Origin of the sequence: Mesorhizobium sp. M7D.F.Ca.US.005.01.1.1 (assembly GCF_003952545.1) — a bacterium.
GTDB classification, from domain to species: Bacteria; Pseudomonadota; Alphaproteobacteria; order Rhizobiales; family Rhizobiaceae; genus Mesorhizobium; species Mesorhizobium loti.
In genome coordinates this window covers 4,369,827-4,386,579 of record NZ_CP034453.1, presented here as the reverse complement: position 1 = coordinate 4,386,579, position 16,753 = coordinate 4,369,827, and the positions used below count along the sequence as shown (strand labels likewise).

General features: G+C 60.4%; 14 protein-coding genes, 1 tRNA gene and 3 pseudogenes. 7 read left to right on the top strand and 11 right to left on the bottom strand.

Going from position 1 to position 16,753, the window contains the following annotated elements; all coding sequences use genetic code 11:
* Positions 1 to 46 precede the first annotated feature (46 nt).
* Entirely contained in the window at positions 47 to 703 is a 657-nt protein-coding gene (locus EJ076_RS21045; protein WP_126069153.1) for a DUF1629 domain-containing protein, read from the top strand.
* 19 nt (positions 704 to 722) lie between these two features.
* On the opposite strand, the pseudogene EJ076_RS35840 reads toward EJ076_RS21045, so the two are convergent.
* Both EJ076_RS35840 and EJ076_RS21035 read right to left on the bottom strand, forming a co-directional pair.
* A pseudogene (locus tag EJ076_RS35840) lies at positions 723 to 883 on the bottom strand (arginase family protein); the annotation flags it as partial.
* A gap of 795 nt (positions 884 to 1,678) precedes the next feature.
* Positions 1,679 to 3,123, bottom strand: a pseudogene (locus tag EJ076_RS21035) (ISNCY family transposase).
* A 342-nt stretch (positions 3,124 to 3,465) separates the two neighbouring features.
* On the opposite strand from EJ076_RS21035, the gene EJ076_RS21030 reads away from it, so the two are divergent.
* The gene (locus tag EJ076_RS21030) at positions 3,466 to 4,188 is read left to right on the top strand and encodes a GNAT family N-acetyltransferase (RefSeq protein WP_245462846.1); all 723 of its coding nucleotides are present in this window, start codon (positions 3,466 to 3,468) and stop codon (positions 4,186 to 4,188) included.
* 13 nt (positions 4,189 to 4,201) lie between these two features.
* Here EJ076_RS21030 and EJ076_RS21025 read toward each other — a convergent pair whose 3' ends face one another.
* From EJ076_RS21025 to EJ076_RS36160, 4 genes and pseudogenes are all read right to left on the bottom strand, one after another.
* Positions 4,202 to 5,020 carry an MBL fold metallo-hydrolase gene (locus tag EJ076_RS21025; protein WP_126069151.1) on the bottom strand — a complete coding sequence of 273 codons (819 nt, stop codon included), beginning with the start codon at positions 5,018 to 5,020 and terminating at the stop codon, positions 4,202 to 4,204.
* Positions 5,017 to 5,805: a TatD family hydrolase gene (locus EJ076_RS21020; RefSeq protein WP_126069150.1), complete on the bottom strand. Its 789-nt coding sequence runs from the start codon at positions 5,803 to 5,805 to the stop codon at positions 5,017 to 5,019. The genes EJ076_RS21025 and EJ076_RS21020 overlap by 4 nt, the downstream gene beginning before the upstream one ends.
* Positions 5,805 to 7,355 (bottom strand): methionine--tRNA ligase, encoded by a 1,551-nt coding sequence (gene metG / locus EJ076_RS21015; RefSeq protein ID WP_126069149.1) that lies wholly within the window; start codon positions 7,353 to 7,355, stop codon positions 5,805 to 5,807. Before metG ends, EJ076_RS21020 begins: the two co-directional genes overlap by 1 nt.
* Positions 7,356 to 7,496: 141 nt before the next feature.
* A pseudogene (locus tag EJ076_RS36160) lies at positions 7,497 to 7,607 on the bottom strand (DNA polymerase III subunit delta'); the annotation flags it as partial.
* Positions 7,608 to 7,733: 126 nt separating this feature from the next.
* Here EJ076_RS36160 and EJ076_RS21005 point away from each other — a divergent pair.
* Positions 7,734 to 8,834: an aminotransferase class I/II-fold pyridoxal phosphate-dependent enzyme gene (locus EJ076_RS21005; protein WP_126069148.1), complete on the top strand. Its 1,101-nt coding sequence runs from the start codon at positions 7,734 to 7,736 to the stop codon at positions 8,832 to 8,834.
* Positions 8,831 to 9,700, top strand: a complete 870-nt coding sequence (locus tag EJ076_RS21000) for a hypothetical protein (protein ID WP_126069147.1) — start codon at positions 8,831 to 8,833, stop codon at positions 9,698 to 9,700. The genes EJ076_RS21005 and EJ076_RS21000 overlap by 4 nt, the downstream gene beginning before the upstream one ends.
* Before the next feature lie 55 nt (positions 9,701 to 9,755).
* On the opposite strand, the gene EJ076_RS20995 is transcribed toward EJ076_RS21000, so the two are convergent.
* Both EJ076_RS20995 and tmk read right to left on the bottom strand, forming a co-directional pair.
* Complete coding sequence (locus EJ076_RS20995) at positions 9,756 to 10,811, bottom strand: DNA polymerase III subunit delta' (RefSeq protein WP_109671295.1); 1,056 nt, start codon at positions 10,809 to 10,811, stop codon at positions 9,756 to 9,758.
* On the bottom strand, positions 10,808 to 11,482 hold the full coding sequence (gene tmk, locus EJ076_RS20990; RefSeq protein WP_126069146.1) for a dTMP kinase: 675 nt from the start codon (positions 11,480 to 11,482) through the stop codon (positions 10,808 to 10,810). Before tmk ends, EJ076_RS20995 begins: the two co-directional genes overlap by 4 nt.
* Positions 11,483 to 11,675: 193 nt before the next feature.
* Between tmk and EJ076_RS20985 the strand changes: the two genes are divergently transcribed.
* Together EJ076_RS20985 and EJ076_RS20980 are read left to right on the top strand one after the other, a co-directional pair.
* Positions 11,676 to 12,026 carry a transposase gene (locus tag EJ076_RS20985; protein ID WP_126068667.1) on the top strand — a complete coding sequence of 117 codons (351 nt, stop codon included), beginning with the start codon at positions 11,676 to 11,678 and terminating at the stop codon, positions 12,024 to 12,026.
* Entirely contained in the window at positions 11,975 to 12,823 is an 849-nt protein-coding gene (locus tag EJ076_RS20980) for an IS3 family transposase (protein WP_126068668.1), read from the top strand. Before EJ076_RS20985 ends, EJ076_RS20980 begins: the two co-directional genes overlap by 52 nt.
* A 57-nt stretch (positions 12,824 to 12,880) precedes the next feature.
* On the opposite strand, the gene EJ076_RS20975 is transcribed toward EJ076_RS20980, so the two are convergent.
* Positions 12,881 to 14,047, bottom strand: coding sequence for a D-alanyl-D-alanine carboxypeptidase family protein (locus tag EJ076_RS20975; protein ID WP_126069145.1), 1,167 nt, complete (start codon positions 14,045 to 14,047; stop codon positions 12,881 to 12,883).
* A 126-nt stretch (positions 14,048 to 14,173) separates the two neighbouring features.
* On the bottom strand, positions 14,174 to 15,406 hold the full coding sequence (locus tag EJ076_RS20970) for a septal ring lytic transglycosylase RlpA family protein (RefSeq protein WP_126069144.1): 1,233 nt from the start codon (positions 15,404 to 15,406) through the stop codon (positions 14,174 to 14,176).
* 337 nt (positions 15,407 to 15,743) lie between these two features.
* On the opposite strand from EJ076_RS20970, the gene EJ076_RS20965 reads away from it, so the two are divergent.
* A tRNA-Ser gene (locus tag EJ076_RS20965) sits at positions 15,744 to 15,833 on the top strand.
* Positions 15,834 to 16,023: 190 nt separating this feature from the next.
* Here the strand turns inward: EJ076_RS20965 and EJ076_RS20960 are convergent.
* Positions 16,024 to 16,677 (bottom strand): hydrolase, encoded by a 654-nt coding sequence (locus EJ076_RS20960; RefSeq protein ID WP_126071106.1) that lies wholly within the window; start codon positions 16,675 to 16,677, stop codon positions 16,024 to 16,026.
* Between the last annotated feature and the right edge of the window lie 76 nt (positions 16,678 to 16,753).

Genomic DNA, 16,753 nt, shown 5'->3' with positions numbered 1-16,753 from the left:
GAAGCACCGCGCAGGAGGCTTAGGGCAATGACGTGCGGGAGATCGGATGAAAATCTATGTTCTGAGCGTGCTGGAGGAACAGGAATGGGTCCTTCCCCGTCAGGCGGACGACTACGAGCTGTTCTCGGCGCTCGGTGGCCAGAAGCAGACACGATGGCATCCGCCCCGGATGAAATTCCTGCGCGAGCATGACGACGGAACGCTCCGCCACTATTCAGATTTTCCATGGCTTGGTGAGCATGTGCTCATCGTGCGGGCGAGGGCGTTGACGTTGCTGCGGTCAATCCTCGAACCGTACGGTGAATTCCTGCCGCTTCGTTCTGACGAGGCCATATCGCTCTTCAATGTCACCACCGTGGTCGATGCGCTTGACGAAGAACGCTCAAAGATCGTTCGCTTTGACGATGGCGGCATAATGGCGATCGAAGGCCTCGTCCTTCGACCGGGCGCAATTGGCGGCGCCGAGATATTCAAGCTGCCAGAGCGTGCCGGTGGCGTGCGAATATCCGATATCTATCTGCAGGAGACGATCGTGCGCCGGATCGGGGGATTGGGGCTCAAAGGCATTGCTTTCAACATAGTCTGGAGCGACGAACCGGTCGGACAAGACAAGATCGAATACCCAGGTGTGGAAAAGGGCATTTCAACCACAAGCTCGCTCAAGCGCTTTTGGGCCGGTCTACGGCGAAGAGCAGGGCTGTGATGTCAAACCTGCCGGACGGCACGATGCCGCCGACATGCGGCATCTCGCTCGCCCGCGCATCGGGCTCGAATAGCCGTTCGCCGTGCACTCGTCGCGCCAGTCGATATGGGTGTCGATCTGCAGGATCCAGACTGGCTCGTGATCCGTAAAGCCGGCGAGGAAGGGAATGGTCGCCGAACATCGGATTGAGGGTGGCAAGCTCGCTGAGCATTGGGACATGTTACAGGCGTTCGCTTCCTCACGGACGCTGCCTGATGACATGAGAGGGTGCCAGACCCGTTAGCCTACGATTCGACCGGAGGCGCATCCACATCAGATGTCATCGCGCAATAGAGATGCGACGCCATTAGCAAAATAGAAATGCGACAGCGACGTGTTCCTGGCGCAGACCTAAACACCCGATCGGGCGTAAGCTGGTCAGGGTTGCGCAGCCCGATCGGGGGCGAGTGACAGAATGTGCATTCGGCTCTAGGTTTCTCGTTGGCAGACGTAATATGGCTAGCTCCGCTAGCAAAATTACGGGTTCTCGAACCAGCTACGGGGCTCGAATGCAAGACGATGAATCTTCACCAACTTTAACGCGGATGACACTACGGTTGGGAACACTGTTTATCGTCACAGGAGTTGGTGGCTATATATTTTGGGGGATGTTCAGCGAAACGGCAGCACTCAACAGGCTCGCTGAAACAGCCAAGAGCTATCATTACACGTCAAGTTGCGATGACGAAGGCAACCTCGTGTCTACTACGCTCGCCAACTGCGTCGACTTGAACCACTACGTATTCATATATGGCCCTGTGATGAGGGCTATCCGCAGGGATTGCACAGGTAAGCCTGCCGCGACGCTAGCTTTTAGGAAAGGTGAGGTTCCCAGGGCAGAAATCAACCTCGTTCAGAAGTTGCTACAGTTCCGTGTTCGATACGGAACGAACTCACCATGTGGATCACATCGTTAGCCCATCTGTTCGCGACAAGTCATCCAGCAGCAATCATCCGTTCAAACTCGTCGATCTTGGCCAAAGCCTTCTCACGTCGGGCTATGACCTTCGGATCATTCGTGAAATCGGTTCGACGCCCAGGCTTACGCCCCCGCTTCACATAGCCGTTGCTCCGGCTACCATCGGGGATGCCGAACATGTGGTCTTCCTGACCTGTGCGTCGAGGTGCGTGCTGGCTGCGATGCACTTCACGACTCTCCTGCTGCTCAGCGATCCATGTCAACGTAGCGTCGAGTCGCTTGTGTTCGACAATCTCCGATCTGTGGACGGATTGCAGTGTGTCGAAGGTCTTGTAGGGCAGGGAAGTCCCGTCATGAGTGATCTCGAGCCGACCGTCAGGGTAGTCGCACACCACGACCTTTGCTCCCGCTAGGCGCTTGGCCACATCCGATGGCTCCAAGATGAACATCACCTTGTCGTAGCGCAGCGTCAAAGCCTCCGATAGCTTGCGAACCTCCTTGTGACACATTGCTGAATCGAGATCCTCATGTTCAGCCAGCGGGCGGTGCAGATCTTTCGGATTATGAGGCAACTTTGCAAAGCGCGAGTTGAAATCCGCAATGAACTCGCGGACATAGGCATTTGCATCTTCGATCGTATTGATACCTCGAAGCTCAGCTCCTTCACCAAACGATCCTGGAGTGTCTGATTGGCCCGCTCCACTCTGCCCTTCGCTTGAGGAGTGTTGGCGCAGATGATGTCGATGTTTAACTCGCGCAGCGCGCGAGAGAATTGCGTCAGCCCGCTGCTTCGGTCCTTCTCGGATCCGTGCGTGGTGCGGAAGACACCGTGCTTGTCGCTGTAGAAGGCCACCGGCTTACCCCATTCTTCAATGTAGGACGTGGCCGCGCGGAAATAGTCAAAAGTGTTCTCCGACCCGGCGAAACGCAGCTGCAAGAGCTTGCCTGTGGCGTCATCAATAAAGACGAGAAGGGCACATTTTGGCCCTCGACCCTCGAACCACCAATGGTGCGATCCATCGATCTGGACAAGCTCACCAAAACAGTCTCGTCGACCTCGTGGCTGGTGTAGCTGGCGTCTGCGTGCCGAACGGGACATCCAAATGCCCGATTCGGTCATCCACTTACGAAGCGTCTCCTTGCTGACGGCAATATGATGACGTTCAACCAGCTTCTCGCAGGCCAACGTAGGTCCGAAATCGTAGTAGTGGTCACGCACCAGGTCGAGAACCGTGTTCTTCAACTCAGGACTGTGCTGACGATTACTGGGCTGGCCACGCTTTTTAGAAACCAATCCAGGCGCACCGAACTGGTCATAAGCCTGGAGCAATCTGTGCATCTGACTTCGGCTTATTCTAAGCATCTCAGCGGCATGGATGATGCTGAGATGGCGATCGCGAACTCGTTGGACTGCTTCTAGGCGGCTAAGTTCCTTACCTGACATCGAAATTACAAAACCCACGACAACGCGCTCCTCCAAAAACGCCTGGCCTGTTGGTCCTTAGGCTCGGGTTGAAGTGTGTTGCGTTGCTGAATTTTGCCCCTGAGGTTAGCGGTTGATCGAGAGCGGGGCTAGATGCAAATGTCGCATCTCTAACTTGCCCATGTGTCGCATCTCTAAATAGCCGCTACATCAGAAAGTCGCATAAGATAGATTATGGAACTAACGCATCGGCCAAGAACTGGAAATTCCCGCTGATTTTCATAGGCTTGAGCCGATTGTGGCGTATTGCCTTGAGCGGATAGCCAACGCTAGGCTGTTGAAATGACGAGAGCAAGCAGCCAGATCGAAGCGGCGATCGACGTGTTCGTGCATGGCTACAGCGCCGATAGAAGCCGCACGTTTCCTTACGAGGCTAGCCGCGTCGGACCGTTGTGGCTGATGCGCGATGCCGAGCGCAAGAATCCTCGCGACTACCGTGGCGAGGAATGGGTCGTCCATGACGTCGCCGCTCAAGAGGCCGATGCCATTGTGCGGCAGCATGCACGGCCGGGCTTTGCTATTTCCGTTGTGGTCGCGAACGAGAATCCGGATGGGCCGACACGAACCGCCTACAAAGCTCTTGGCTACCGGCTGCTTCGGACCGAGGGCTTTTTCGTCCACCGATTGCGCCAGATTCCGAGCCCGCCAGCGGTTGCTTCAGTCGAACGCGTGCAGACAGCCGAACGGGCGGCGCAGTTGGGAAAGATCATCCGCAGGCAGCCGATCGCGGTCGATTTGCTCGGCGACAGCGCTCCGTTCCGCCAGTATGTGGCAGTCGATGGCACCGATATCGTTGGGCGCGTGCGCAGCTTGGATGCCGCGGGAGCCACGTGGTGTTCGAGCATGTATGTCGAGCCTTCGCACCGGCGTCGCGGCATTGGCCAGGCTCTGATGTCGAAAATGTTGCGCGATGATCGGGCGCGTGGGTCGAGGTGCTCGGTGCTGGCTGCAACCCACGCCGGGGCGCTGCTTTATCCCCGGATGGGTTACGAGCGGATCGGAACGCTGCTGATATTTGCGCCAAAGAGCCGGAAGACTTTATGAAGGTCTATTCGCATCACGCTGATTCATAAGGGATTTCAATCACCATGCCGTCATAGGCGGGTTCGACATTGGCTGGCGTCTCGGCCATCACCGTAGCGTAGTCGAGCGGCACGTGCATATGCGTCAGCACGGCGTGTCCTGGCGCTAGCCGCTCGATCCATTCAAGCGCCTCGCCAAGTGACAAATGACTTGGGTGCGTCCGGTACTGCAGCGCGTCGATGACAAGCTCGTCGAGGTCGCGCAGCCGTTCGGCGGTGGCCTCCGGAAAGCCACTAATGTCAGGACAATAAGCGAGCGCGCCGATGCGGAAGCCGAGCGATATGATGTCGCCGTGGATTTGCGGCAACGGCTCGAGGGTGAGGGCACCCCCCTCTCCTTCGATGACCACCGGCCTGGCGTGGTCGATGAGATGCGGCCTAACGATCGGCGGATAGGAACTGCCTTGTGGCGTCTCGAAGCAGTATCCGAACGCTTCCTGCAGCCGAAGCATGGTGGCCTTGTCGGCATGGACATCGATCAGCTGACGCCGATCGAGGACGAAACCGCGCAGATCGTCGATGCCGTGTATATGGTCGGCGTGCGGGTGCGTATAGACGACCGCGTCGATGCGTTTGACGCAAGCCAGCAGCATCTGCTGACGAAAATCCGGTCCGGTGTCGATGACGACAGTCGTGCGGCTGCCATTCGCCGCGATCCGCTCGACGAGCGCGGCGGCGCGCGTGCGCCGGTTCTTCGGATTGTCCGGGTCGCAATTGCCCCAGTCGCCGGTGATGCGCGGCGTACCTGGCGACGAGCCGCAGCCGAGAATGGTGAGGCGCAGGCGGTCAATCATCGTTCAGCAGGTCGCGGCATCTTGCCGAACAGGCGGAAGAAATTGTTCGTCGTCAAATCAGCGATTTCAGCCTCGCTGACGCCGATTGTTTCGGCCAGCACCCTGGCGGTATGGGCGACATAGGCCGGCTCGTTGCGCTTGCCGCGAAATGGCACGGGCGCCAGATAGGGCGCGTCGGTTTCGACCAGCAGGCGGTCATGCGGCACATCGGCGGCGATGGCACGCAACTCAGCTGAATTCTTGAAGGTCAGGATGCCCGAAAAGGACACGTAGCCGCCGAGCGCGACACCGATTTCGGCAAGCCGACGCCCCGAAGAAAAGCAATGCAGGATGAAGGGGAAGGCGCCCTTCCCTGTTTCGTCCTCGAGAATATCAGCCATATCGGCATCGGCATCGCGCGAATGGATGACCAGCGGCAGCCCCGTCTCGCGTGCGGCGGCGATGTGATTGCGAAACCCTTGCGCCTGAGCGTCGCGTGGCGCCTTGTCGTAGAAATAGTCGAGACCGGCCTCGCCGATCGCCACCACCTTGGGATGGGCAGCCAGCCGCACCAGATCGGTCGACGTCACATCCAGCTCTTCGGCGGCATTGTGCGGATGGGTGCCGACCGAACAGTATACTTCATCGAAAGTATCTGCGATTTCAAGAATTTGCTGAAACCGCTTCACGCGGGTCGAGATCGTCACCATGCGGCCGATTCCGGCCGCCTTGGCGCGGGCGACAATAGCCGCCCGCTCCTCGGCGAAATCTGGAAAATCCAGATGGCAGTGGCTGTCGACGAGCATCAGATTTTCGCGTCCGGCTGTTCGACGTAACGCGGAAACACCCCTTCCGGCACGGGCAACGCAGTGCCCGGCACCAGCGCATGGTCCGCGTGGACATGCGTGAAATCGCGCCTGTCCGCCGGGACCGCCAGCAGATCGAGCAGTTTGTTGGCCGAGCCCGGGACGAAGGGCTGACACAGCACCGCCACGCGACGCACGACTTCGGCCGTCGTCCACAACACGGTTTCCATCCGCTCCGGATTGGTCTTCTTCACTGCCCATGGTGCCTCGCCGGCGAAGTAGCGATCGGCTTCCGCCACCACGCCGAAGACCGCTGCCAGCGCCAGATGGATGCCCTGCTCGGCCATCGCCTTGCGCGCCGTATCGAGAGCGGCGACGGCCTGGTCCAGGATCGCGCTGTCGGCATCCGTCAGGTCGCCGCGTTGCGGCACCACGCCGCCGCAGTTCTTGGCGATCATCGACAGCGAGCGCTGTGCCAGATTGCCAAGACCATTGGCAAGGTCGGCATTGGTACGGTTGACGATCGCTTCATGGCTGTAGCTGCCGTCGTTGCCGAACGGCACCTCGCGCAGGAAGAAATACCGCACCTGGTCGAGGCCGTAGTGCTCGACCATCGCGAATGGATCGACGACGTTGCCAACCGATTTCGACATTTTCTCGCCGCGGTTGAACAGGAAGCCATGCGCGAAAACGCGCTTTGGCAACTCGATACCGGCCGACATCAGAAAGGCTGGCCAATAGACCGCATGGAAGCGGACAATGTCCTTGCCGATGATGTGCGTTGCCGGCCAATAGCGCCATTGCTCGGCCTTTGTGTCGGGATAGCCGGCGGCGGTGATGTAGTTGGTCAAGGCGTCGACCCAGACATACATCACATGCTTGTCGTCGCCCGGCACCGGCACGCCCCATTTGAAGGTCGTGCGCGAAATCGACAGATCCTTCAGCCCGGACTTGACGAAGCTGAGCACCTCGTTGCGGCGCTCAGTCGGGCCGACGAAGTCGGGCTGGCTTTCATAAAGTGCCAGCAATTTGTCCTGATAGGCCGAAAGCCTGAAGAAGTAGCTTTCTTCCTCGTTCCATTCGACGGGCGAGCCAAGCGGTTCGCGACGCACGCCGTCGTCGCCGACTGTCGTCTCGCCTTCGTCGAAATAGGCTTCCTGGCGGACCGAGTACCAGCCGCTATAGCGGTCGAGATAGATGTCGCCATTGGCGGCCATCGCTTTCCAGATTGCCTGGCAGGATTCGTAGTGCCGCGGCTCCGTCGTGCGAATGTACTCGTCATTCGAACCGCCCATCGCCTCGGTCATCGCGCGGAAAATCGCCGAATTGCGGTCGGCCAGCGCCAGTGGCGTTATGCCTTCCTTCTCGGCCGTCTGCTGCATCTTGAGGCCATGTTCGTCGGTGCCGGTCAGGAAGAACACGTCCTTGCCGTCCAGGCGCTGGAAGCGAGCCAGCGCGTCGGTAGCAATAACCGTATAAGCGTGGCCGATATGCGGCTTGCCGTTCGGATAAAAGATCGGGGTGGTGATGTAGAATTTGTCGCGTGACATGAATGAACCGTCATGAATGTCTGAATGGAAAGGCGTGGCGGTGGATATCGCATCGGGCCGGCGATTGCCATCCCGAGGCCAATGCATGCCGCCCAAAAGTGGCCCCGGTTTTGGGGGCAACGGCATGCATAGAAAAGGCCGTCACATTCGCATTGCAGAATTCAGGCGGTCGATCATGGTCAGGGCGTGCTGCTTCTTGTCGAGATTGTAGGTGTCGGTCTCAGATATAGCGTCCAGGGCCTCATGCCAAGTCCCGACCTTGGTCGTGTCGCCGGAGCCAGCGCTGCTTCGATGACACCAGCCGAGCGCCTATTGTTGGGCCGTTGCAAAGGTAGGTCGCGATCCGTAGTTTCGCAGCAATGCAAAAGGCAGACCGGCATGGCCACGACCACACAATATGATCCGCGACAGAACCTTGATGTGCGCTTGCGTCAGGCCGGCGCCAGCAAAACCGTTTACGCCCTCGTCACTCCCGAAATTGAAACAGTGAAGGCCGAGTTGCTTGGCAGTAGCGGGGGAAATGGCCCCGATCCGATCCGCGCCGCCTATCTCGATCAGTTTCGCCATGCCTGGACCGGAAAGCAGAACGCACTGCACAGGCGGTTCTTCGACACCTGGCTCAGTTGGGCGAAGCCGATGGCGCCAGTGGACGCGGCTGACTTTCTATTCAGCTATCCGACCGCCGGTGCAAGCGAGCCGCTTTTTCATCTGATTGCGGACTATGGCAACCGCGCTCGCGTCGAGAGGTTTTCACCTCGGCTTGTAATCTTTCGCGGCGAATATGAGGGTTACAAAGCCTATGCGGAAGCGTGCAGCGTTCCAGTTGCGGAATATGAACGCCACGCCTGGCGCGATGTTGCCGATACCGTCAATCCCCAGGATCTGCTTTGTCTCAGCCAACCTTCGGCCATCGACGGCATGGTGTGGCCGGAGGCCAATGCCTTTCTGCGTCGGTTGAGCCAACGCGCGAACCCGGCCCAGCTCGTTCTCGATTTGACCTATGTCGGGGCGACCGCCGAGCCTCCGATAGAGACGATCCTCGCCAACGCGCCTTGCGTGAGCGCCGTTGTGATCAGCCTGTCCAAGCCGTTCGGCGCCTACTACGACCGCATAGGCGGGGTGTTCTGCCGATCGGAGAATCTCGGTCTGTTTGGCAATCAATGGTTCAAGAACCTGACATCGCTGCAACTGGGAATACGGCTTATGGAGCGGTTCGACGTCTTCGCCATGGCGCGTCGTTACGCCAGCATTCAACAGAGCGTGGCAGAACATGCCGGCCACACTCTCGGCCTAACCTTGATGTCGGCGGACATCTTCATTCTGGCTCGAGGATCGGCAGACGCGGATATCGATCCGGATCTTGTCTCCTATCTCACGCGCGCCCCCGGCGCGATCGACGCCCGGCCACGCTTGTGCCTGACGCCGGGAATGGCGGAACGGATCGGCATGGCCAGTCCGAATTCTGGGACGTTGCCATGAAGAATTTGCTTCCGCTCGTGACGAGCGATGACATCCATGCCCACTGCCTAGCGCATTGGAAGACAGAAGCATTCCGATCCTCGCATCGCCAAGGCGGCTATGTCCACAGCATAGTCGATCAGTATGCCCGCCTGCCCCGCTTCAGCTGCGAAACCACCAACGACCGCCTGGAGCGCGCGCACTTCTGCACCTGGTGGGGACTGACAATGCGCCGGGATGACTACAACGCCCCGGCCATCGAGGATCTCTACCTTCTGCATGAAATCTGGCACGCCGCGCATATGCCCTTCATCCCGGGCATCGGATTCGAGGCTTTCCATGGCAAGATGGAGCGCAATGAACTCGAGGCCAGCGTGGCTTCCGAACTGCTGATCTATTTCAAGATCGAGGGGCTCCGAGAAAGTGCCTTTCCTCATCCCATTTACGCGGACCGGTTTCTGAATGATCCAGCGATGCGGCTTCTGTGGCGTGAGAATGAAGTCGTCGCCACCAACACACTGCTCGAAGCGCGCCGCAACGTCATGTATTCCAAACCCGAAGGAGACATGGACCTGAGCGAGCGATGGATCCGCAAGTTCACCATGCAGAACCGGCAATGGTCGATCGTTTGGGCCGACCGCTACCTTGACATCGAGGATCATATGCATCGATTCCAGCAGATGGCTCTCGGTGGCGACAGGAAGGCAGCCGCCGACTTTCACGCTGACTGGATTCAAGCCGAAGCCACCATGGACACGGTCGACCATGTTCCTTTCCGCGACCAAGCGCTGCTGTTCGCCACCATCTACTGGGCCAATCGCGCGAAGTATGATGCTGCGCTCGCGGTACAGCGAGCAAGCCAGGCGGAGAACACGGCCGTCGCCTGAAAACAGCCGCATACATCGAACCCTCCCGGAATGGCGATTGCCATTCCGAAGGCCGTCACATTCGCATTGCAGAATTCAGGCGGTCGATCATGGTCAGGGCGTGCTGCTTCTTGTCGAGATTGTAGGTGTCGGTCTCAGATATTGCGTCAAGCGCCTCATGCCAAGTGTCCGACAGCGTTTTGGCTCGTGCGAGATCGCCCGCCAGTGCTGCCTGGCTTGCCGCGTCAGACAACAGGTCCAGCGCCCGGCGGTTGAAGATGTCGAACTGGATCGCCTGGTCGCGGCCGGCCACGGCTTCGGCAAGGCGAAACGCGCCGCCGACATCGCTCTTTCTTCCCGTGACCAGGGCGTCGAGCGTCGAGGCGATCTCCAGCCCGCCATACTGCGTCAACAGGATGGCGTTGCGCGCGCTGCCCCCTGCCCGCTCGACCAGTGCCGCGCGCGCCACCGGGTCGTCCGGCGGCGGCGGTTCCGCCGTTTCCAGCACAGCCATCAGCTCATCGCCGTCGAGCGGTGTCAATCGCACCACCTGACAGCGCGACCGGATCGTCGGCAGCAGGCTCCCCGGTGCGTGGACGATCAGGATGAACAGGGTTCGTGCCGGCGGCTCTTCAAGATTCTTCAGCAAGGCATTGGCGGCATTGGCGTTCATGTCGTCGGCCGGGTCGACGATGACGACCCGGTAGCTGCCGTCATGTGAGGTCAGCGACAGGAAGCGGTTGACCTTGCGGATTTCATCGACGGTGACAACGGTCTTGAAGCTCTTGGTCTTGTCGTTCAGCGGCCGGGTCAGATGCAGCACGCCGGGATGCGCCCCGGTGGCGATCTGGCGAAACAGCGACGACGCCGGATCGGGAGTGGCAAGGCTTTCCGGCGCCTGCGCGAAATCCGGGTGCTTCAGGAGATGATGCGCAAGATGGAAGGCGAGCGTCGCCTTGCCGATGCCGACCGGTCCGGAGAAGATCAGCGCATGCGGCAGCTTTCCCGCGCGATAGGCGGCGGTGAGCATATCAGCGGCTTGGCTGTGCCCGACCAGGCGTCGCGTTTCGGATGGCTCGGGCACGCCGTCCAGCGTGTCGTGCTGTTCGGGTGCGATGCGCTCAAAAATCATGCCGGTGTCGCCTGCCTGTCGCGCGCCGGCGCTCTCGCTTCCAGCGCCGCGAAGACGGCGGCGGTGACGACATTCTCGACCGCATCGGGATCGGCGGCTGCGTCGACGACGATACAGCGTTCCGGCTCGGCCTCCGCGATCGCCAGAAACGCCTCGCGGCGGGCCTGGTGGATCGCTAGCGTCTCCTTTTCGAAGCGGTCGGCGGCTGCCTCGGTACCGCGCCGCAGCGTTGCGCGCCTCAGGCCTTCGGCCGGATCGATGTCGAAGATCAGCGTCATGTCCGGCATCATGCCGTTGATGGCGACCTGCTCCAGCGTGTCCATGAACGCCGGATCGATGCCGCCGGTGACGCCCTGGTAGACGCGCGAGGAATCGAGGAAACGGTCACAAAGCACGATGGAGCCACGCTCGACCGCCGGCCGGATGACCTGCTCGACATGGTCGGACCGCGCGGCGGCGAAAAGCAGCGCTTCCATCTTCGGCCCGAACGGTTCGGCGGCGCCCGAAAGCAGCACATGCCTGACCGCTTCGGCGCCCGGCGAGCCGCCCGGTTCACGAGTAAGGAGGACATCGTATTTCTTGGCGCGCATCTTCCTGGCCAGCCGCTCAATCTGCGTCGACTTGCCTGCTCCTTCGCCGCCCTCGAAGGTGATGAAAAATCCGCGCGCCAATCGAAAGGCCTTTGTCCTTGCATGAGTGGATTGATTGTAGCGCTCTAGATAGTCCGCGTTCGGGAAAACGTCCATGCCGTCGATTTTTTGCTTTTATGCATGTCGTTCCCGCCATAACTGGAGTGCGCCCCTAGGGGTGGACAGATCGTCCTGAGGAATTGACCATGGCTGTCGGGTTTTCGGAGAGAGAACCATGGCAAGACATCGTAGTTACAGCATCACGTTCAAGCGTCAGGTGGTGCAGGAATATCTGTCGGGCGAGACGCTGCACAGTTTGGCGAAACGGCATGACGTCACCCGCACCCTGATCCGTGTCTGGATTGGCAAGTATGAGGCAGGCGGCTTCGATGAAGATACGGCTTCTGCCACTCTGATCACGGAATATGAGGCGCGGATCGCCGCGCTTGAGCGGCTGGTCGGCAAGCAGGCTCTGGAGCTGGAGTTTCTAAAGGGGGCTCTGAAGAATGCTCCGCGGCCGAAAAGCGGGATTACATCCGCCATCATCGGCCCCCCGGCCTCTCTATCGCCGAAGGATGCCGGCTGATGGATCTGGCGCGTTCGACCTTTTATGACCGTCCGCAATGGCCGGCCGATGACACCGCTATCGTCGAGACGATGTTCGCGATCTGCGACGAATTCGAGTTTTATGGCTATCGCCGCGTGGGCGCGGCCTTGCGCCAGCAAGGCTTTGTGGTGAACCACAAGAAGATCCGCCGCCTGATGCGCGATCACGGCCTGCAACCGAAGGTCAGACGCCGGTTCGTCGCCACGACCGACAGCAATCACAACAGTCCGATCTTCCCCAATCTGGCAAAGGACATCGTCCCGACCGGTCCGAACCAACTCTGGGTCGGCGACATCACCTATGTCGCGCTGCCGGTCCGCTTCGTCTACGTCGCCATCATTCTCGATGTCTGGTCGCGCATGATCGTCGGCTACGCCATCAGCCGCGCCATCGATGCCCGCCTGACGGGCGCCGCCTTGCGCGCCGCAATCGAGCGCAGAAAGCCACCGCCAGGCTGCGTTCACCATTCCGATCGCGGCTCCCAATATGCCGCCGAGACTTACCGGCAGCTTCTCACCGGCCACGGTCTGGCCGGCTCGATGGGCCGCAAGGGCAATCCTTATGACAATGCCAAAGCGGAGAGCTTCATGAAGACCCTGAAGCTCGAGGCGGTTTATCCGATGGCGCTTGAAACCTTCGAGGAGGTTGCCGAGCACCTTCCCCACTTCATCGACCAAGTCTACAACAAACGCAGGCTCCATTCGGCGCTGGGATATCTCAGCCCGCAACAGTTCGAGGATCAACACATCCGGCAGACGGGCAAAACTGCAGCCTGATCAGTGTCCATCCCAAGGGGCGCACTCCAAACCGGGGCCACTTTTGAGCGACATGCATTAGCGCAGCCAGCCGATCGCCAGTTCCTTGACGGCATCGAGCGCGCGCTGCGGCAGCGTGCCGACGCCGATCGATTCGGCGGCGAAAAGCGGCGTCTCCTGGCTCAGCGTGTCGCCGATCCAGACCCGCAGCGCCCCAACCGGCTGCCCCTCCTCCACCGGTGCCGCAACCGGGCCGTTGTAGACGATCCTGGCCGTCAGCTTGTCGCGGTTGGTGATCGGCAGGAAGATGTCGATCGGGCCCTTGGCCTTCAGCGTCACGCCGGATTTCGCGCCGCCAAAAACCTGCGCCTCGCCGACCACCTCATCCTTGGCGAAGATTTCGGTCTTCTCGAAGGAGCGGACGCCCCAGTCGAGCAGCTTCCGCGCCTCCTCGGCACGTTCCTTGTCGTTGGCCAGTCCGCTCATCGCCGCGATCACCCGCGTGCCGTTGTGGCTGACCGAACCGACGATGCCGAAACCCGACGCCTCGCTCGCGCCGACCGCCAGGCCATCGGCACCGATATCCATCGCCAGCAGCGGATTGCGGTTCCTCTGCGAGATCTTGTTCCAGGTAAAATCCTTCTGGCTGTAATAACGATAGAAATCCGGATAATCGCGCCACAGGTGCACAGCCAGCTGCGCAAGCTCGCGCACGGTCGTCTGCTGGCCATCCGCCGGCAGGCCGGTCGAATTGACGAAAGTCGAGGTCTTGAGGCCGATCTGGCGGGCGCGTTCGGTCATCTGCGCGGCAAAATTGTCTTCGGATCCGGACATGCCTTCGGCGATGACGATGCAGCCGTCATTGGCGGCCTGCACGGTCACGCCCTGGATCAGGTCCTCGAGCCGGATCGACGACTTGAGCTTGGCAAACATCGTCGATGTCCCCGAAGGCGCGCCGCCCTTGCGCCAGGCGTTTTCACTGACCACGAACGTGTCGTCGAGCTTCAGGCGGCCGGACTTGATGGCGTTGAAAACCACTTCCATGGTCATCAGCTTGGCCATCGAGGCCGGCGGTATCGGCTTGTCGGCATCCTTCGAAAACAGCACCGTTCCGGTCTCTGCGTCGATCATGAAGACCTGCGCGGCTTTGGTCTCGAAAAGCTGCGCATGGGCCGGATTCTGGGAAAACAGCAGCAGGCCAAAAATTAGAAGCCCGGCGAGAGGCGGGAGCAAGCGAAATTGCATGATGTTCGACCCGTTGGCCGGCACGGCCGGCAAGCCCGCGAAAAGTATCAAGCTTTTCCCGCAGCGGATCAACCGCGCGTTTCGCGGCGGATCAACCGCGCAGCGGAAATCCGACCTGGCTTGCGCTCAGTTGCGCACAGCCAGCGCATCGGGCGCGCCGTGCGACCAGGCTGCCTGCAGCAAATCATCCAGATTGCGGTGGCCATCGGGATAGAGATTGACCGAATACCAATCCTCGCCATCGAGTTCCGAGCGCTGGATCTCGATCTTGCCATACGCGGCAAGCTGAGCGGCGATGCGCTTGGCCTCCGCTGCATCCTCGAACGAACCAGCCGCGACATAGTCGGTGGGCGGACCGGCCGTGGGCGGCTGCCGCTTCCACGATTGAAGCACATCAGCCGGCGACATGCCGTCGCTACCCAGTGCGGCAAAAGCATTGGAGGCGCGTTCCACCCGCTCGTCCGCATAGGACAGCGAGGCCACGGCAAACGGTGATTGCGGCGGCAGACTGATTTCCGGGCGTTCCGGCACGATCGGGCCGAAATCGGGCAGCGCCAGATCGCCGTAAGCCGGCGTCTGTGCCGACATCACCGGCTGGACCGAGCCTGAATCGGTCAACTGACCCGGAAACGGCACGGCGGCGGCGCCAGCAGGCAGGCTTGGCGAAGGCCCGTTCATGGCGACCATGACGCCGGTCGGCAGCCCGTCCGACGGATCCGGCGCCCTGTTGCCGGGGTGGTAGGAAGCCATCAGATACTGGTCGTCATCGCCGTCGAGCGGTGCACGGCCGACATACTCGACCTTCACTTGAGCGGTGCCGATGTTGGCATAGTCAAGCATCTGGGCTGCGCGCTCCGACACATCGATGATGCGGCCTTCGTGATACGGGCCGCGATCGTTGACGCGAACGATGACCGAACTGCCGGTCTTGAGATTGGTGACGCGGGCATAGCTTGGCAGCGGCATGGTCGGATGCGCCGCCGTCAGATGCGTCATGTCGTAGACTTCGCCATTGGCGGTAAGCCGGCCGTGGAAGGCATCGCCATACCAGGACGCCAGACCGACCTTGGCGTAGCGCTTGTCTTCCTTGGGATAATACCACTTGCCGCGGACCTGATAGGGCTTGCCGAGCTGATCCCTGCCGCCGCCACGTTGCATGCGCCCGTTCTGGGAGAACACACGCGGGCTTGCCTTCACGCCATATTCGGATTCGGAGAAATATTCCTTGGAGCGGGTCTTCTTGTAGACCATCGCTTTGGGCTCAGGTTGCGACGCGCAAGCCGCCAGCAAGGCGGCCGACACGGCCAACAACGCGACTGTAGCAGCGCGACGAAGACGCGGGTGCGTCACAGCCTGCATTTTCCTGATGTCCCCTTCAGTCTCAACTCAAGGCGCCGCATTCAACCATCAGAGGAGCCAAAACACTCACTCGACGAATTCTAACGACGCCTAAAACCCCGATCCTTTGTGCGCAGGAATTGTTTATCACGGTATTAACCGATTGTGGCCGGAACCGGGCAAGATTGTGACGCCCTCACCGTGCCGACCACCCTGAAAAGTCGCCACTTTCCGCTCTTCCGCGCGAAGGCAAGGTCGTGCCGCCTACCACAGAACGGCTGGCCCCACTTCTGCCAGGCCATGTCTGCCGGTTGACAGGGCTTTGTCGGGCACACTAGAGCAGTGGACCGCGACAGCTGGAGGAATGGCCGAGCGGTTTAAGGCACCGGTCTTGAAAACCGGCGTGGGTGCAAGCTCACCGTGGGTTCGAATCCCACTTCCTCCGCCAAGTCAACCCTTGGAAAGCCCGGGAAACATGGGGTTTGGCGATTTTCGGTTAGTGACCAACTAACCACATGCCGGCCGCCCAGCACTCAGGCACATGGGCGGCCGTCTTTTGGGGGCGGGGATAATGTGGCTCGATAAGCAGTCAGCGTGTTGGCGCTGAATCGCTCAAGCTTTCGTCACCTCCGCCCAGCTCAGCCCGCGGTGCTCGGCACCGGCGTGTTGAGCAGCTGCTGCTCCCAGAGGTACGCGATGCCGCTGCCGCCGAAGTGCTGGACGAGAATCTCGGTCAGCTCCTCGACATGCTCGGTGCGCGCCCAATCGCGTTGCCATTCGCCAGCGAGCGCCATCACGGTCATCACGTTCGCGCCGGCCGCGATCATCCGCTGGATGGCAATTTCGTGAGACTCCTTCGAAATCCCGCCCGACGCGTCGGTGATCACGGTCACGTCCCAGCCTTCGCCGGCGGCCTGGATGACAGGCATTGCGACGCAGACCTCGGTCCACAGACCGGCGATGATCAGCTGCTTGCGGCCAGTCGCCTTGACGACGCTCACCACATTCTCGTCCTGCCAGGTGTTCACCCAGGTGCGATCGATGACTTCCTGGTCCGGAAATACCTCGGTGATCTGCTTAAAGAGAAGTCCACCGCGCGCCGCGATCACGCTGGTGAGAATGGTCGGAACATTGAAGGCTTTTGCCAGCTTCGCCAGCGCGGTCGTGTTGTTGACCACCATGTGCGGATCGTGGCTGTTCAGGTTTGCGAGCTGATAAGGTTGGTGATCGATCAGAACGAGGACCGAATCCTCGGGGCGAAGAAGTGAATCAAGGCCGTTACGAGGGGTCATAAAGACGTCCTTTCTCCGTCGCGATGGACGGCAATGGGTTCATGGGAGACATGCGCCGGCGGGCGACGTTGCCTGG

Bases quoted from the DNA above. Each gene is read 5' to 3' on its own strand.
- EJ076_RS21025 (WP_126069151.1), bottom strand. From the start codon at position 5,020: ATGATTGACCGCCTGCGCCTCACCATTCTCGGCTGCGGCTCGTCGCCA.
- EJ076_RS20975 (WP_126069145.1), bottom strand. From the start codon at position 14,047: ATGCAATTTCGCTTGCTCCCGCCTCTCGCCGGGCTTCTAATTTTTGGC.
- EJ076_RS21005 (WP_126069148.1), top strand. From the start codon at position 7,734: ATGGCCACGACCACACAATATGATCCGCGACAGAACCTTGATGTGCGC.
- metG (WP_126069149.1), bottom strand. From the start codon at position 7,355: ATGTCACGCGACAAATTCTACATCACCACCCCGATCTTTTATCCGAAC.
- EJ076_RS21000 (WP_126069147.1), top strand. From the start codon at position 8,831: ATGAAGAATTTGCTTCCGCTCGTGACGAGCGATGACATCCATGCCCAC.
- EJ076_RS21020 (WP_126069150.1), bottom strand. From the start codon at position 5,805: ATGCTCGTCGACAGCCACTGCCATCTGGATTTTCCAGATTTCGCCGAG.
- EJ076_RS20995 (WP_109671295.1), bottom strand. From the start codon at position 10,811: ATGATTTTTGAGCGCATCGCACCCGAACAGCACGACACGCTGGACGGC.
- EJ076_RS20985 (WP_126068667.1), top strand. From the start codon at position 11,676: ATGGCAAGACATCGTAGTTACAGCATCACGTTCAAGCGTCAGGTGGTG.
- EJ076_RS20960 (WP_126071106.1), bottom strand. From the start codon at position 16,677: ATGACCCCTCGTAACGGCCTTGATTCACTTCTTCGCCCCGAGGATTCG.
- EJ076_RS20970 (WP_126069144.1), bottom strand. From the start codon at position 15,406: ATGCAGGCTGTGACGCACCCGCGTCTTCGTCGCGCTGCTACAGTCGCG.
- EJ076_RS21045 (WP_126069153.1), top strand. From the start codon at position 47: ATGAAAATCTATGTTCTGAGCGTGCTGGAGGAACAGGAATGGGTCCTT.